At 37.8% G+C, this 17908-nt stretch carries 11 protein-coding genes; 2 read left to right on the top strand and 9 right to left on the bottom strand.

The features are described from left to right. Positions 1-6: 6 nt before the first annotated feature. The 9 genes from T541_RS0114010 to T541_RS0113970 all read right to left on the bottom strand — a co-directional run bounded on the left by T541_RS0114010 (position 7) and on the right by T541_RS0113970 (position 15301). Complete coding sequence (locus T541_RS0114010; protein WP_026653305.1) at positions 7-663, bottom strand: phospholipase D-like domain-containing protein; 657 nt, start codon at positions 661-663, stop codon at positions 7-9. Then, positions 645-2399, bottom strand: a complete 1755-nt coding sequence (gene drmB / locus T541_RS0114005) for a DUF1998 domain-containing protein (protein ID WP_026653304.1) — start codon at positions 2397-2399, stop codon at positions 645-647. The genes T541_RS0114010 and drmB overlap by 19 nt, the downstream gene beginning before the upstream one ends. A gap of 1 nt (position 2400) precedes the next feature. Next, positions 2401-5778, bottom strand: a complete 3378-nt coding sequence (gene drmA, locus T541_RS0114000; RefSeq protein ID WP_026653303.1) for a DISARM system helicase DrmA — start codon at positions 5776-5778, stop codon at positions 2401-2403. A 15-nt stretch (positions 5779-5793) separates the two neighbouring features. Continuing rightward, on the bottom strand, positions 5794-8409 hold the full coding sequence (drmD, locus tag T541_RS0113995; protein ID WP_026653302.1) for a DISARM system SNF2-like helicase DrmD: 2616 nt from the start codon (positions 8407-8409) through the stop codon (positions 5794-5796). Between the two features lies 1 nt (position 8410). Beyond that, positions 8411-9688, bottom strand: coding sequence for a DNA cytosine methyltransferase (locus T541_RS0113990; RefSeq protein ID WP_026653301.1), 1278 nt, complete (start codon positions 9686-9688; stop codon positions 8411-8413). A gap of 29 nt (positions 9689-9717) precedes the next feature. Further along, the gene (locus T541_RS0113985; protein ID WP_026653300.1) at positions 9718-12573 is read right to left on the bottom strand and encodes a DEAD/DEAH box helicase; all 2856 of its coding nucleotides are present in this window, start codon (positions 12571-12573) and stop codon (positions 9718-9720) included. A gap of 6 nt (positions 12574-12579) precedes the next feature. Next, positions 12580-14679, bottom strand: a complete 2100-nt coding sequence (locus T541_RS0113980; protein ID WP_026653299.1) for a site-specific DNA-methyltransferase — start codon at positions 14677-14679, stop codon at positions 12580-12582. Between the two features lie 43 nt (positions 14680-14722). Then, on the bottom strand, positions 14723-14929 hold the full coding sequence (locus T541_RS0113975; RefSeq protein WP_026653298.1) for a helix-turn-helix domain-containing protein: 207 nt from the start codon (positions 14927-14929) through the stop codon (positions 14723-14725). A 186-nt stretch (positions 14930-15115) separates the two neighbouring features. Continuing rightward, on the bottom strand, positions 15116-15301 hold the full coding sequence (locus T541_RS0113970; RefSeq protein WP_026653297.1) for a hypothetical protein: 186 nt from the start codon (positions 15299-15301) through the stop codon (positions 15116-15118). A 448-nt stretch (positions 15302-15749) separates the two neighbouring features. Between T541_RS0113970 and T541_RS0113965 the strand changes: the two genes are divergently transcribed. Both T541_RS0113965 and tnpC read left to right on the top strand, forming a co-directional pair. After that, positions 15750-16070, top strand: coding sequence for a hypothetical protein (locus T541_RS0113965; RefSeq protein WP_022770946.1), 321 nt, complete (start codon positions 15750-15752; stop codon positions 16068-16070). Positions 16071-16073: 3 nt separating this feature from the next. After that, on the top strand, positions 16074-17828 hold the full coding sequence (gene tnpC / locus T541_RS0113960; protein ID WP_026653296.1) for an IS66 family transposase: 1755 nt from the start codon (positions 16074-16076) through the stop codon (positions 17826-17828). The last annotated feature ends 80 nt before the right edge of the window (positions 17829-17908 follow it).

The following is a 17908-nucleotide window of genomic DNA, read 5'->3' as shown; positions in this document are numbered from 1 at the left end:
GTAGCACTAGATTTCTATGAATATTTTTTTAAACAAAAGTCTTGTAAATACTTCATCTACTTGCTTTGCTATATCTGAGGATATGATATGAGTTCCTAATTCAATATTTCCCTCTTGTCCGTGATAGGAAAGATTGGCCGATGTTATTATCGTCTCTCTCCCATCAACTGAAATTACCTTTGCGTGAAGTGCAGCCATATTATCAGCCTGCTTGGGATAATTGTATATCTTTAGGAATCTCCCTTTGTGACGACACAATTTATCAAACCCTTTTTGATCTTCAATATGATTGACATAGAACTTAACCAGCACTCCCTGCTGACTTTTTCTGATAATGCAATCTACGAGATCCCCGAAATAATCAGATAATGAATATCCTGTGATCAAGATGCTACTTTTTGCAGATTCCAATAATTCCTGCACTACCACTTTTGTTGATTTTTCTTTAATTGCAAAAGATGGTGGTGCAGTCACAACCAAGGAAGCATCTACGCCATCAGATTTGGACGCCCCAATAATTAATGAATGTATTTCCATTGCTTCTTTCTCAGAAAGTGATGGATATCTCTTTCTGATGTCCTTTACTGCATCCTGTGAAAGTGCGACTGCATCTTCCATTATTTGATCCAGAAGAATGTCTAAACTCATGCTTCCAGTTGACATAAATCCTCCACAAGTTTCTTGAAATAAGCCTGTTTTTCTCTTCCTGCAATTGGAACAACCAGCCCTCTATCCAGCATCCTATTACCATTTTCACAAGCCGTTTCAGAAACCATGCAACATGAATGGCACGCTGCTCCGTTAGAGTTGTTTCCAGCCGGAATATTATTTAGGCATTCAGGATCATTAGTACATAACAATGCCTCTTGGAAAGCATCTCTCATCAAGGAATTTAACTTGTTAATATTGCCTAGCTCTACAAGTCCACCTAAAGAGCCTTCTTTATCTGCACTGCCGGTATAAAGCAATATCCCTGCCATGTTATCACCAAAATATATTCTTTCTCTTATAGCTGACGAAGAATATCCTGAAGACATAGACATCTGCTTTATGAGAAGATGTGCAAATGTATGTAACAACACATATTTTGCATCTCTTAATACTGTTATTTTCCAGCCACGAGATTCACAAAATTCCTTATAGCATCCAGAGTACTTCTCTGAAAGGTTACTTATTTCCTTATTACCCAACCACTTAGCTAACGTTTCATTGTTAAATTCAATGAATATTCCTTCACCGTGGATTTCTGCCGCAGGCAACCATTTTTCAGACTTTCCTTTGTTAAGATAAACAATGTTCGCTTGTTCATCCGCATCAGGATCTGGCGCGTCAACTCTAGTGAATCCTAATAACACACGAACTTCTCTGAGTCGGGTAACACGAATAATTCTCTTAAAATACTCTTGAAGGTACTCTGGTAATGGATCCTCTTCAGCCTTAAAATGTTTCTTATTTGATGCATATACCGGATCATCGTGATGAGTGATTGCGTCATATTCCATCTTTTTTATCTCGGTAAATTCCGTAATATTATCTAACCTTCGCTTAAGAGCTTTATCGAATTCTTCACGGTCATATTCCGAGAAATACTTTTCATATATTTTTTGAACACCCATATCGCCAAAATCTTCTTTATAACTTTCAATCAGTCGAAGATGTTCATCAATAAGGTTATATAAAGGATTGATCCATGGTGGAATAGAAATAGCACTTCTACTCACAGCAAAATACACGTTGGAAGCGCCTCGTTGTGATGGAATAATTTTCTTACCACAATTTTCGGGTTTATGATTTGGCCTAAAAGGGTGGTAACCCGTACACGACATACCATCAAAGTTTTCCGCCTGCGTAGCGCCGCTCATACTTCTCTTATCGCCACATTTCTTACATTCTACCCATAAATCGGCAAGCGTTGATGTATTACCAGTTGAATACATCTTCAGGTCCCCTTTGCAGTTTGTATTACCATAATGTGCCCACCATCTCCATGGAAAATCTGCCATGTGACCATTTTCACAAATTGTTATAAAACGAGAAGGATAAGCTTGTCTGTTACATTCAGGACATGTCACCCCAAATCTTACATATTTATCGAGATCAAAATCATCACGAACATCAAACAATCTTCCACACTTTACATTTGAGCATACATGTATATAGGGAAAGCTAACTACAGGAATATCCTCACCATAAGAAGTTCTTGGCATATAAAAACAGTCAACTCCTAGATATGATGCCAATCTACCATCAATAATCTTCTTACCTTTATCCTTCCAATAATTTAAATCTAATACAGTAACTGAATCTTTAACTGCATCTACTATTGAGCCCGGTCCAAAAGTTGTAATAATCTGATTAGGACGGAGTTCGCCTAATTTGTTATTGTTAAATCCTGGCATTTTAGTCCTCCGTGTAATAATACATATTTGCAGCGCTTTCTACTTCGCGCATGGATCTTAGTGTTGGCATTTCAGTGTCCGTACAGTTTTCACCATAACTATTCATCAGCCTATTATATCTATCAGTTTTTAAAACATAATAGCGAAGTCTCTTGGCTTGGGACGCCAATAGTTTCCACTTATCGATAAATCTATCTATCTCTATTTCTGCATCAGCCTTTGCACCTGGTTTGATTATGTTTAATCGCCCAATTATCAAGCCTTTTACGCAGTCGAGTTCTTCGTCAGGAACATTCAGGATATTTATTGCATCTGCATTTGTTGCCATCTGCTGACATTTTAGTCTAAGTGCAGCAATAATCAGCGCATGCATAACCCTATCCCTTGCTCTTGCAGAAAATGGAGTCGCAGTCGTTCCTTCAACGAAGCGATACAATTGAGAATGGTATCCTGTGAAATTCTCATAATGCGACAGATCTCTGGGTCTATAAGGATTGTACAAAGTTACAACGAGTCCAGGAAAAGCTCGTCCTATTCGGCTAGTTGCCTGAATATACTCAGAATTCTGCTTAGGCTGACCAGTTACAACCATAAGTCCCAATCTGTCTACGTCCATACCTACCGCAATCATATTTGTAGCAATCGCCGTATCCAAGCACTCCTTCGATTCATATGTTGTTTCAAGCTGCTTAAGTTTTTTGGGTATCTCATATGAAGACATTCTTGAAGTTATTTCTTCACGTCGACTCAAAAACCTTTGCTTGCTCATACCATATTTCTTCTTAATTCGCTGAATACGATCTGGTATATCGTCTTGTAGCAGTCGTACAGCACCACCAAGTTCTCTAATACTGTTATAGTATCCTACCAATGTATAATATGGATCTATATATGCTTTATATTCATCCTTAAGCGATAAGTCATATGTCTCTTGAAGTATTATTGAATATATTCGTAACAATGCCGTCTTAACAGATTGTCCAGGCGCACAAACTCCAACATATTTTCTAAACGGATGCTCTTCGACAGGAAGCTCAGTAATAAAGAAACTATCCCCTATTTCAAAACCATTCGGTGGAAATTGAGAGGTTTCTTTGCGAGCATACAAGCATTTAGCCTGTTCTCCTGCATTCTTTATAGTTGCAGTTGAAACAACATACTTAGGTCTGATTTTCTTTCCATCCAGCTCATATGTGCATAAATCTTCAATTAGTGTTTCATATGCACCATATACCGTTCCCAATGGGCCGGTTATCAAATGCAGCTCATCTTGGATAATAAGTTCTGGAGGCAAAAAAGGTTTAATAGGCGTTAATGTTGAGGCAGGTAGCTCACTTGTCTTGTTGTGTTTAGCATGTTCAGCCCCTATAGCAACATAACCATCTCTACTGCAAACTCTATCAACTCTTCCAAATAATGAATTTGTTTCTACCGCCCATGGTAATCTTGCAAATTTGTCTACAGTTGAGAGAATAATTGTAGGGCACTTGGAATAAATCTCTTCATCAACCAAATAAACCGGTATTTTTATACTGTTATCGCCGTATTTGTAAAAAAGGCAATCCTTATCAAGGCAATAAATATCTACTGCTTTCCTTTGAATATCTATATCAAACGTTCTATCAGTTATGTCTTCATTATGATCATCGACTGATAAAGATTTTCCACAAAACGGGCATGTAAGGATCTGCTTATAAATAAGCCTTTTCTGAGCCCTAGCTTTTGCGGTCTTTTCCCTGTCCTCGGGATCTTCTTTCAATGAATCAAAATCATTAGGTGTTACTCCGCCACCAACCCAAAATCCGATACTTATCGGTTCAGTGCCATACTTTGGATAATGCCTTTTTCTTGTCAGTTCTGCAGCCACAACCATCTTAGTGATTCGATCTCTCTGCTGAGTTGTAAGTAATCTAAGAGTGTATCTCAGAATAGCGGTAACTCCACCATCGCAGTTATATTCATCGTTTTCACTTGCACGTAGCCTTCTGTTTGCTATTACAAAAGCCATTAAACCTAGATAAGCCTCTGTTTTTCCTCCACCTGTAGGGAAGTATAGTAAATCTACGATTTCCCTGTCATCATGGGCAGGATCAACAATAGCATTCAGGTTCATAAGAATAAATGCTATCTGGAATGGCCTCCAGCCAAAATCATTTTCTGGTTTTCTTGGATCAACAAATTCTTTGAAATTACACTCTATCCCTGCTCCATGGACTTTCGAATAATTTGCAATATTTCTCTGCATTATCATTACGCTGTTCATAAAGCAAAATGCATCAAACGCAATATCATCATCAACAAGAAGCTTAATTCCTTCTCGTATCCTATCTAAAGCATGCTTGCATTTTTCTACGACTTCCTCCCCGATACGATTTTTAAAATCAGTATCACTCATTTTGGAATCATTAACTAGTTTTGTATTTATCCAGTCTTCATAAGCGTTAGCTAATACATTAAGTTTTTCGATTATCTCATCTTTCTTTTTGGACATGGAAAGGGATCTCATGGAGAAAAAGAAAGGATCAAATCCCTCCAGTGATGCGCTGACTCCCGGAAACTCATATTGTGGAATGAAATCTGATTCAACATATGAGGTAGTTCCATTTATGGTTTTGCCCCAAGTGGCAGCACAACCTCTTCCTCTTCCCAGAATAGGCCTTTGCTCAAAGTAAAACTCATCCGATGCCAGTACTTCTCTGCAAATATGTTCAGCAATAAAAATGTTATCTCCATTGCCAGAATAAGCCTTAATATTAACCTGGAACATTAAAGATTCAACATCACCTTCTGGTGTATTCCTTTTATTAATTACATAAGCTGTCACCAGCGAATATCCGCGTTTTAAACCAATTCTAGATATATGCAGCCAAACATTAGAATCGGATTGAAGCTTGTAGTCGCTTCCTTTTTCAAAATCAGAGAAAACGACTTCCACCGTTTCTTTCATTGGATGACGAGTATACCTTGCAGCACTTACTTCTTTGCCATCTTTGTTTAATATCTTCTCTGATTCTTTTGTGTAATCTCCCCAAGAGACATCAACACTAATGCTTGGAGTAGACGTTTCAATATAAAAGCTTATTCCCATTGATGACGGAAGTTTAAAATGATTGGATGTTATCGGCTCATTTTCATCGTCCTCACCTGCCGTATAATCAGAATCATCTTCTATCGCCATGTCAGCGTCTATTTCCTGTTCATCCTCAGTTGAGCCATTACCGTTTAGCTCGGTTTGTGGAGCAAGCATTCCCACGACATAAGCATGCCGCGGATTTTCAGTTAGTATTTCCTTTTCTTCGGTTGGTCCCAACAGATCCATTCTTAGCATGTCAATAACTAGTTGACGTACCTCTGAATATTTCGCTCTTTCTTCTGCCATATAATCCTCCATAGCTTAGAACTTCAACACCACATTTATCAACAAAATAGGATTTATATCAAATTGCGCATTGAAGCTACTTATAGTTTTAGATGCATCCTTCTCAAAAGCTTCTATTTTCTTCGGAATTGAATTTTGTATCTTATCGATCTGCTTTTTCTTTGTCTCTATTTTTTTTCGAATATCCTTTTTTTCCAATGAATTCCTAGCTAAAGATTCGTTAAGAAATAGTTTTTCGATATCTGCATTCATTTCCATTGTTTGAAAGATTAGCTGTTCTTTTTGTAACTGTACCCAATTCTCTACTTTCCTCCTGTTGTACTCCATAATTGGGTCTACGTCTCTTTTATATTTATCTATCATTTCATGTGTAAGTCTGTCATAGACTTTTGACATGTATTTCATTTCTTTATCTTTAGGAACAAATCTGCTTAGATCGGTATCTTGAATACCTCTTATAGCAGAAACTATGTCAGATTCGCTAAAATCAATATAGTCACCATTCTCATCACAGAGTAATAACACTGGAAATAGTGCCTCATTATTATTGCAAAATGCTCCTATGTACAACATCCCGTGAGATCCAAAATTATCTTCGCCCCATCCATCAATTTGCCAAAAGCTTGGCGCGGGGCTCATTTGGGATTCATTTATTTCAGACCAGAAATCAACATCATCTAGATATTTTGTTATATCTGACTTTGTCTTTTCTAACGCCTCCTCTTTTGACTCCGGATTCTCAGTTAGTAAAATGTTTCTCAATTGAGTAATCTGATTATTACTATCAGCATTTAGCCTCTGATCGAGTTTATCAAACTCCCTGTCAAAATCCTTCTCCGAATCACATTTTTGATAGATATTCAAAATTGTCTTTTCAAATCCCACTCCGGACTCAAGCGCACCCAGAGCAATGTCAGAAGCACCGAACACACCTTCAAAAAGCTCAAATTTTCTAGATAGTATCTCATACACACGTTTATCTGCTTCATTATCAGTGTTCAAAAGATTCATAGCCACAACGTCATGCTGCTGACCATATCTGTGACAACGGCCAATCCTTTGCTCAATTTTCTGAGGATTCCAGGGTAAATCGTAATTGATAATTGTATTACAGAATTGAAGATTTAAACCTTCAGAACCTGCATCTGTAACTATCAGTATCTTCGCATTATTCTTAAAGTAATCAACTATAGCATGCTTATATTCTACGCTTCTTCCATGGTTAACTTTCTTGTAATTTTTAACTTGCCAAGCTCGATATATCTCCTTTGTCATTGGATCGTCAAAATCTCCATTAAAAAGGACTATATCGTTCTTTTTATAACCATTTTTTCTAAGCTCATCCGCAATATACTTCTGAGTTCTTTTTGATTCTGTAAAAACAACTACTTTCTGCGGAATCTTTTCTTTTTCCTGGTAATCAAGTGCTGTGGCAATTGCTGTACGCAATGCTTCTACCTTAGCATTAGTTTTAATCCTATGAGCAGTATCTATTATCGCCTGTACTACTTCCAGTTCTGCCTGAATATTCTGCTTTTTTATTGCTATTTCTTCATCATCATCTTCTTCAAAACCAGATTCATCTATTTCGTCTTCCACAAATTCCCAGAATAAATCAAAACCTTCTATAGCTTTTGAAGATTTTGTACCTTTATATAACTTGTTTAATCTGTCCTTGAGAACCAAAAAAGTTTCTATAAGTGCATAGCTTGAAGACGCCAAAAGCTTTCTTATAACTAATATGATCAGGCTGCGATTAGCTGTAGGGATAGAATATAAATAATCACGTTTCAAAAAGCCATTTACCAGATCATATAAATTGCTCTCCTCCTCTGTCAGGTGAAAATCAACAGTTATGCACTTACGCTTTTTGAAGTCCATATACTTACCGACATCTTTTCTAAGCGTGCGATACAAAACTGGTGAAAGCTCATTCTTTAATTCAGAATAATCCTGTCCTTCTATAAACCTTTTGCTAAATACCTTTTCTGAACCGAATATCCTAGGATCAATAAATGAAATCAATCCATGTAAGTCAGATAAAGAATTCTGCAGCGGAGTTGCCGTAAGTAGTATTTTGGGAATGCCCTTCGTCAATTCATAAAGGTTTTTGGCACGTTTTGTACCATGAAACACATTTCGTAAATTATGAGCCTCATCAACAATGATAAAATCCCATTTTACAAACGGAAAACGCTTCATGAATTTTGACGCATAATCATATGATGTAAGTATTATTCTCAAACCGTCATTTTCCATGTATTCCCTCATGGAATAATAGTCTTTCTCAACAGTCATACGGTCCAAGACATCAACTTTCAAACCAAACTTTTCATCTAACTCTATTTCCCATTGCTTTCTCAAAGTTGCAGGCAAAGCAATCAGTATTTTTTTCGCACCAGAATCAATAACATACTTTAATACAAGGCCTGCTTCAATTGTTTTTCCAAGACCAACCTCATCTGCAAGAACAATCCCTCCTGTTTTAAGCGCATGAATAGCAGCACAAAAAGCATTTACCTGATGCGGATTAAGTTCTATATCCGTATTAAGTAAGCATTTGAACGGTGATTCTTCAAGAGATATCTTTTTGTATCTGCTATACTGCTCGAGCAGAAGATTACTCTCCATATTACTCTCCTTGTTGAAGTTCCTTCTTTATTCCTTTTGCAATTCCCTTTGCCATAATTGGAGGCACTGCATTTCCTATCTGCACAAACTGTGCTGTTCTTGGGCCTTCAAAATAATAACTATCTGGAAATGACTGTATTCTTGCCGCTTCTCGTACTGTTATAGATCTATGCTGCTCAATATCAGGATGAATATAGTAATGCCCATCTTTTGATATATGCGCAACTAACGTGTGGCAATACGGCATATCTCCTTCAACTATCTTGAAACGATCTAAAAACGCTGTACGGTTTTTATGTGTCTTTAATTCATCCGGCAGATCATTATAGTTAAGCCTTTTATGTCCATCGTTCCAAGCTTCAATTGCCTTACGGTATATCTCAATATCTCTTTCCTTATTAGGACGACATGTGTGTAAAGTCAAAACATCTTCTTCACGACGGATATTGTTCTTACTGAGATATTCACTCATCTTCGTGGTTGCATACGTTCCGCTTTTTTCTCCTGGGTGCAAAGGCGGTAAGTCAGCTAACAAATCATTAACTATTGCCTTTGTTTCAACAGGCTTAAACTCCGGATAATGATAATTTGTTTCTTTAAGCCATCCTACGATAATCATACGATGTCTGTTCTGAAGCACTCCAAAATCTGAGGCCACCTGCTCTTGATACTCAATCTCATATCCGACTCTTCTTAACTGCGCGCGGACGTTTTTCCAAGTCTTACCACCATTAGCAGACTCTATTCCCATTACATTTTCAAACACAAACATCTTTGGCTGATACTTCTTAAGGAACTTAGCATACAGTTTGTATAATTCATTCCTTGGATCTTCCGACATAGGTCTTTCCATGTGATTGCTCTGTGCCCTGCCAACTAATGAATATGCCTGGCATGGAGGTCCGCCTATTATCACATCAACCTGGTTAATATCCTGCTCTTTCAAAATTCCATCAATACGGCCAAAAATTGACGGCAATGACTTATCTGACATTGTTTCACACATTACTGTCTTAAGATATTTTTCAGGAATCTTTTTGAGAAAGTCTTCTCTCGAAACATTGCCTTTTAGATAATCATAGTAAGCTTCCAGTTTTCCTTTTGATTTCAAGTAGTAATATGCTGTACGCGTTTCTAATGTTTTGGCTGCAAACTGATTCATCTCAACATGGGCAATCGGTTGAAAACCATTTTGCATAAAGCCCTCTGACAAACCTCCTGCTCCCGCAAATAAATCTATAAATGTGTATTTTTTCTTTTTGGTAGCATGCTTTGCCATCTTCTCTCCAATCCTTTTAAGTACAACAATTAGTCTTGGAACACTCCATCTGTGTCAAATATATGATCCAATTCATCATTATTTACAGCAGCAAGGACCTTATTCCTTATTGCACCTTTTGCCATATCTAATCGCTTAAAACGATCTTTCCCGGCAGCATCTTTTCCTTTCCGAATAAGCTCTATCCTTCCAATTCTCGCTTCAAGTTCAGCGTATTTGGCAAAGGCTTTTGCTTTGTTTAAGTTATCTTTGAAGTCTGGATTATGTGGTTCCAATATATCCATTACATATCCCAGCTGATCATCCTTTCTGATAATCACAAAATCAGGATATGTTGGCTTAGTTACCCCATCTATTTCATAAGGAATCCTTAATGACCATGTTTGCCTTGAAGGATTTCTAAGCCAGCATACAAAATCCACGCGCTTGCGCTCTTCTTCAAGCACTCCCTCTTCCCATCCATTTAATTTTATTGTTGCGACACCTTCTTCATCAGCAAAAAGATGATCTGTATACTTCTTTCCACCAGCTTCCATCTTTGCGCTTATAGTCTCTGGCAAAGTGAAATTGTGTTTACTTACCAAGTCACCATCCGCAACAATATCACTGTATTGTTTCTTACACTTCTCAGATTTTGAAACCACATACTTACGATATGTATCATTGAAATCATGAAATTTCTTCTCTGCGTATTTGTTCAGCTTAGCCATACACTCATCATCAGCAGCAAATAAAATGCAATCTATTTTGAATGCATTGGGATTATCAAAATCGATAAATCTACGCCCATATACCATAGGGAAGCCATAACCACCTAATCTCGCATCCGCAGCTCGGAGCTGCCTATCAAGATCAGACTCTGAAGTCATAAACCAGTCGCTAAGCGAATAGTTATTTATACTCTCACCAAACACATCAAATATCTGGATAGAAAGCTTAAATTCCATTACCTGCTTAGCAAGCTCATCATACTTGCCATTTTTATGAAGATCAGTTACGTAGTCACGAATCATATCTGTGACTTCATTTTTCACTTCATCATTAGCATTCATATAAATCATGTATTGCGTTAATAATCCGGCCAAGCTTAGTAAAGATTTCAGATAGCTGTTAATTCTAACATCCTTAACCATGTAAGTAAGAAAGCCCTGCTCATTTATGAACTTTATAACAGCTTCTCTGTCGAGCTCTGGAACAAATGACATCTGCTCATATGTCATATTAAGCTCAGATTCTGTTCCAGCATTTGGTTGTACAGGATTATTTATTATTGGCAATGGTTCTTGCTGCGGATGTACATCTTTATAATCCGTATTTACACCACTATTGTTAGTCTCCTTTTCGCTGCTTGTTTCAGTACTTTGCGTACCACTGTTTCTTGGTGTATTGTATGGCACTTCCTCCTCACGCAATACATTTACATCAGAAGATGTCTGGCCAGCTGCCCATAAGAACAAATTCATCTGTCCAGGCACTTGTTTCTCTTCTCTCTTCTTCCTAGTATGAACAGTCCATGAAGTATAAACCTGTTCCTCCATAGCTTCTCCGTCTATTACAGTTGGAATCTCACCACCTTCAGAGTTTTGAAGCTCATCAATAACGTTTTGAACAGTGTCTTTGTTGAAGTATGGTAAAAAGAGTCTTACATCATTCAACGAATCATCTACCATAACATGACACTGTAATGGTGTCCTCACCATACGTCCAAGTAGCTGTGCAATATATGTAGCATCCTCAGCCTTTCTGAAGGACATCATAGTTTCTGCTCTAGGGCAATCCCAGCCAGTTGAAAGGTTTTCTTTAAAAAGCACAACTTTAACTTTTCTGTTATCTGCGATATCGGCAGCTTCAATATGAGGAACATTTAACCCATTAATCTCAAGATTTCCAACAGAGCCAAAAGTATGTACCACCTCTCCTTCTTCAAAGTGATCTCTCATCCGCTCTTCAATTTTAGCAATTACATCATCCAAATCCGTATCCGATACTTTCGATCCACTTCCAGCCAATACCTGCACTACTAATACAGGATTTACATTTGCATAATGCTGCTCATATGTATACTGATACCAATGTTTACATTTATCTATCCACTCATCAGTTGCTGCCTGTAAAACAGACATATCATTATACTTTGACGGATCTTCTGGATATGTAATAACTATTCGATCCTTCAATAATCCTGACGCCCTAACTTGCGCAGGACTAACTATTGTTTTTTGAAGAGTAGATGTTGTCTCTCCAACCAAATTGTTGAATCTATCCGCTGTTGCGCTCATTCCAATCACTACCGGGACAGGCGAAAGATTAAAGTCCACACTTCCCTTTATAAAACGCTGCATTATCGTTGTCGCTGTTCCCGCTTGTCGTCCTTGCATTCCACGGTGCGCTTCATCTATGATAAAATACAATCTGTCTGACTTTTCTTTGGCTGTATTTTCGATTGTTTCCCAAATAGTATATTGCCTAGTATCAGAGTGATAACTAAGATTTGCACCTTTACCAAGTTTTTGAGTATTTAGGAAATAAATATGTCCGTCATCCAATACTTCTTGGTCAAAGGAATCATCCGATATGACTACGCATTGTTCAAATCTAATTTTATCTGCTTTTTGATCTATCTTCTGTTTCGACTGTTCATTAAGCTGAGGTGAATCTGATAGCCAAACAAATATTGCATCCGGCTGCTCTGTATAATACTCCGACCCAAAATAGATATCTTCTATAAGCGCTGACATAATAATTGTCTTCCCTGACCCTGTTGGTGCTTGTAAAGACACTACTTGAGGCACTTTATATGATCTATAACTATTTAAAGCAATGGCAGTTTTCTTTCTTAAGTCCTCGACTGCTATCTTTTGAAACGGAAATAATTCATTTATCATCTCTTATTACCTTCCATGATTAATCCTAAAATTATCTAGGTAATCCCTATAAAGTTGGAATGTCGTCCTTCCTCTCAAATTATTAGCCATCATACGATAGTTAACTTCATAATCAGTAACTAAATATACAACTCCTATCTCTGGAAACCCCTCTATCTCTTTTGCAAAATTAGCAAAAAGATTTTCATTAGCCAAAATAGCGAATCCGCTTTCATGAAATACAAGCATATCCTTACCATTGCAGGTTTCAACATCCGGAAGCTTTCCTTTTGCCCCTGCTTTCATCCATAACAATGGAACTAATTCTTTCAAACTCATTCCTAACGCTACGGATGTCTTATCAAGAAACCCCAGTTTAAAGAACACTGCATTTTCTTGAAGCCCTTCTGACATTGAAAATTCTTCCAAAAACTTATAATTTCCGTTCTCTATGGGCTTATTTTCTGTATTTTTCCCGGTAATTGCTGCTTTTATTCTTGGCCACGTACAATATTTCGCTATTCCATAATCATTCCATTCTTTATCAAGTGGTGTTAAGCCTCGTTCTATAAATGCTTGTTCATCAGTAGCTCCAACTTCGTTATTTGTTACAGAAATACACATCCTGTGCCCATTATCAAAATGATTTAATAACATAACTGCATGAGCTGTTGTGCCAGAGCCTGCAAAGAAATCTAAAATTTTAGCATTCGGCTTATCCGAAACAAAAAATCTTATGCAATCCTCTACAGCGTAAAGAGACTTAGGAAAAGGGAAGTTTCTATCAGGCATGAGCAATTTCAACAGATCAGAACCATATCGTGTTGCATCATGCGATGTCACACGCCACGCCGTTCCTGGAACAAACTTATATTCAAAGCCAGATTCATCAACAATTATTGAACCATCACTAGCATGCCCAGTAACAACGAATTCTCCATTTTCAACCTGTTTTATCACTCCAGATGTAAGGTAATATATTCCTCCTGATCCTGTCTGAGATACTCTGACATATCCCTTTGCCAAAGCATCTCTCAATTTTGGTGCAGATAAACTCCACTGTGCTTCAGCACCTGATGTCTTATTGATTGGCCAAACCGTTATACATCCTGGCTTTGAAGGTATTGAATTTCTATCCACACCAACACCAATAGGATCTCCTATTTCCACTATGTGACTCATATCATCACTTAAATATATGGGATAAAATGTATTTGGATGTCCTTCCCTTGTGTACTGAGTTTTTGCCAGCCCTGACCACCTTAGTTTATTTACTCTATTATCTTTGGCATTCAATCTAAAATCATCAGATAGAGATAACTTCTGAGGGGACGCACTTCCAAATTGTAAAACAAATATATACTCATCTAGACGCATGAACTGGTTAACTCTTGGCGCTCCTTTGGGGTTGGTAATTGTACTAATCATCTGCATCTTAGCTTCCGGGAACAGCTCTTCTAAAAGACATCCTAGGTGCAAGTACTCTTTTTCATCAATAGTGATAATCAAAACCGAATCTTTAGGGTTAAGCAGTCTCTTAGCTAACAATAAACGCCTTTCCATAAAGGATAACCATTTACTATGCCTATAATTATCATTACCATCAACATAATCATTGTTATACTTCCAATCTTTTGCGCCAGTATTATATGGCGGGTCAATATATATACAGTCAATCTTCCCTGAATACATATATTCTAATAATTGCAGCGCATGATAATTATCAGCCTCTATTAATGTGTGCCACACATCTTTATCCGGTGCGTTACACACAGAATCAATTGGTTTAAGATATGGATAAATTACCTCTCCGAACTCAGCAACACGAACTAAATCTTTAATATCTTTTTCTACACATTCTTCTGAATTGTCGATTCTGCAACATATAGCTTTTTCCCCGTCAATTTTAAGCACAACATAAAAGGCTTTATCTTCGCTTGTATTTTTCGCCATGACTTTTACGCCAGCTTTTATTGGCATATCATATAAAGGTGTACACTCTGGCAAATGCTGTTCGAATACAAGACCAAACTTCTTTGTTTTGGCCAGTTTATCTACTTCTTTTTCAATTCGCTCTCTAAGAGCTTCGTCCTGTATTTGAGATAATAGATCATGAATCGCTGCCACAATTATTCCTCCATCAAAATAGACTTATATGTATAAACTGCTTTTATCTATCAAATGAAATTTCCGCAATATCACTAAGCTGACATTTTAATTCAACGCAGATTTTATCAAGCACACTAATCTCAACATTATTTCCCTTTTCCAATTTGGCAATCGTTCCATAGCTGAGTCCAGTCATATCTTTCAAGTCCTTTTTCTTGATATCACGGTCGATCATAAGCTTAAATAATTTCTTGTAAGATACTGCCATAATTTCACTCCTATTCCGCATAAAATGCACAGTTTCACACTTTATTAGTATACCACAATAGTCACTCGCATGTCGCACAATTCACACGTTCGTGAGAGTGAATTTTTCATTAATTCTTTATAATCGACCTCTTTATAATCGAATTCAAAAAAGATACCTATTCTCCACAGAATAGGTACCTCCCCTTTACATATCATCCATCTCATCTTCAAAATCCAGCCACGCATCAAGCCTATCGTCTTCCCTATCCCTACGAAGCTGTTCCTGGCGGCGGTCAAATTCCTTGCGTTCTTTCTTACTCATTCCACCCACAAGATCCTTGTACTGCTTATCTGTCAGTCTGACATCTTTATCTTTCTTTCCAAAAAACATAACGCTACCTCTCTTTCAATCCAGTTCTCCGTCTCTCCTGCAGATCTCGTAGAACTCACAGGTGACACAGAAGTGTTTACAGAACTTGTTGTTCCTATGCATGCATTTTTTAATCCAGTAAAGTAGTCTTCCCATGATGTAGCTCCCTTAGAAAAAAACAGAAAAACAGTAAATCTGTTTCAGTTTTTAGGTTACACTCTATTAATGACACACCAAGAGTCCGATAAAAATGACAGCTTTTTAGTCTATTATTCCTATCAGTTACTATTCACAGCCTATCCGCATCCCTGACTCATTTTTTCACCACAAGAGAAATACATAACCATTAATTCACCGCAGCATCAAATGCCAAAAACCTAGATTTTTTCTATGTTTTTTGGCATTTTTCTATTGTATTAAATATCGTCATGTGTTATGCTATATACATGACGATATAGGATGTGAAATCATGTCTATAATTCATCAAAAAGATAAAAGATCCGGAATCACGTATGTCTATGAATGCAAATCTTTTTGGGACAAAGAAAAGAAACAATCCCGGTCAAAAAGAACTCTTATAGGCAGGCTAAACGAAGAAACAGGGGAAATTATTCCAACCGACGGTCGCGGAAAAAAACGAAGTCCTAATTATGTTCCATCCCCCGATGACTATGAAATGCCCAAGACTATGAAGGGGCTTAAAGATGAAGTCAGGCGGCTGCTTGAAGAAAACGCAATGCTGAAGCAGGAACTAAAAGAATTAAAATCAAAAAGGACAAAACAGGGCTAAAAAATGACTTTAGAGCAGGCTTACGAGTATAGACGCAAAGAAAACTTACAACTCCAAAACGAAAACAGAAAACTGCAGAAAAAACTCGACCAGCTTGCTGTAGGAACTTACACCAATGAAGAAAAAGCTCAAAATATCAGAACTATCAATAGGCTGACACAGGAAAACCAACATTTGAAAAACCAATTGGAAAGATATAAGGATTTATATCACAGGCAGGTTATCATTACGGAAAACTTTGATGCAAAAGCAATGGATTCCGTCTTTGATCAGGAAGATATGGCCAAAGAGCTTGTTGAGTATAAGAAAAAATGCGCCGAACTCCAGTCTCGTATGGATGCCATACTTGGGACAAATAACGATGCATCAGATTCTGAAAGCGATGAATTAAGAGCTCAGGTAGAAGCACTAAAGGATGCTCTGGCAAAAGAAAAAGCAAAGAATAATACTGATGGCACCAACAGCTCTCTTCCCACCAGCCAGACTCCCATAGGCAAGAAAAAAGTAATTCCCAACTCTCGGGTAAAATCCGAAAAGAAGCGCGGCGGACAGCCGGGGCACAAAAAGCACACCCTTACTCCTCTTTCAGAAAGCGAAATTACTGACCGCGAAAAGCACACATTTAAAAATTGTCCTGACTGCGGGAGCGATGACCTTACACTTATAGAGAAACGCACAAAAGATGTTATCGACTACGAGGTAAAGCTCGTCAAAAAGCGCCATTATATCTACGTCTATAAATGCAACTCTTGTGGGCATGTAGTCCACTCTCCGATTCCGCTCTCAATTAAGGAACCTGTTCAATACGGAAACGTGCTGCAGGCTATGTGTCTTGCGCTTTTGGATCTTGGCTATGTCAGTATAAACAGGGTTAAAAAGATAGTTGATGGTTTCCTTGAAAATAGGATTTCCATTAGTGAAGGATATATCAGTAAGCTTCAAAAACGGGCATCCCGTGGTCTTAGACAGTTCATGATTGATCTCAAGTTGGAATGCATCAAACAGAAAATCCTTCACTGGGATGACACCGTGATCTTTGTGGATACCAAAAGATGCTGCGTTCGTTTTTATGGCAACGAGCATATCGCTATGTTTGTCGCACATAAAAAGAAAGACCGAAAGAGCCTTGATGAAGATGGTATCCTTGCTGCGCTAGGTTCAGACACCACTGTGGTTCATGACCATGTGACTGTCAATTATAACAAGGACTTTCATTTCAAAAATGCAGAATGCTCCGGTCATCTCTCTAGGGATATGCAGAAGATAGTCGATTATTCTGACCATCCCTGGGCAAAGGAGTTGAAGGATTACCTTGCAGGCATACTTCATGAACGGAACATACTTGTGGAAAATGGCGTAGAATCCTTCGGAACCAGGTATTATACAATCATGGGAGAAATCGATAGAATCCTGAAAAGAGCCGACGAGCAGTTCGCTACATCAAAGGGCAAATATTATGAGTCTGATGAAAGGAAACTGATAAATCGCCTTAGGAAGTTCAAGAAAAGTAACTTCCTCTGGATAAAGGACTTTTCAGTGCCACCCACAAATAACCTTGCAGAAAGAAGCCTTCGCGGTATTAAGGTAAAGCAGAAAGTATCCGGGCAATATCAAGATATCAAAAATGCAGGTTTCTTTGCTGATGTAAAAAGCTATATCGATACCTGCAGCAGAAACAATGTTCCGCCATTTCAGGCTCTTACCAGACTGATGGAAGGAAATCCATATACCCTAAAGGAAATTTTAGGCGGAGCATAACTCCGCCTGGTTAGAATACACATCAACTAATAAATATTTAATCAACTACATAGTTATACTCGAGGCTATAGTCTCTATCG

The organism is Butyrivibrio proteoclasticus P6B7 (assembly GCF_000622085.1).
Taxonomy (GTDB): Bacteria; Bacillota; Clostridia; order Lachnospirales; family Lachnospiraceae; genus Butyrivibrio; species Butyrivibrio proteoclasticus_A.
The sequence above is the reverse complement of the archived record's forward strand: the minus strand, read 5'-3'. Positions and strand labels throughout refer to the sequence as shown.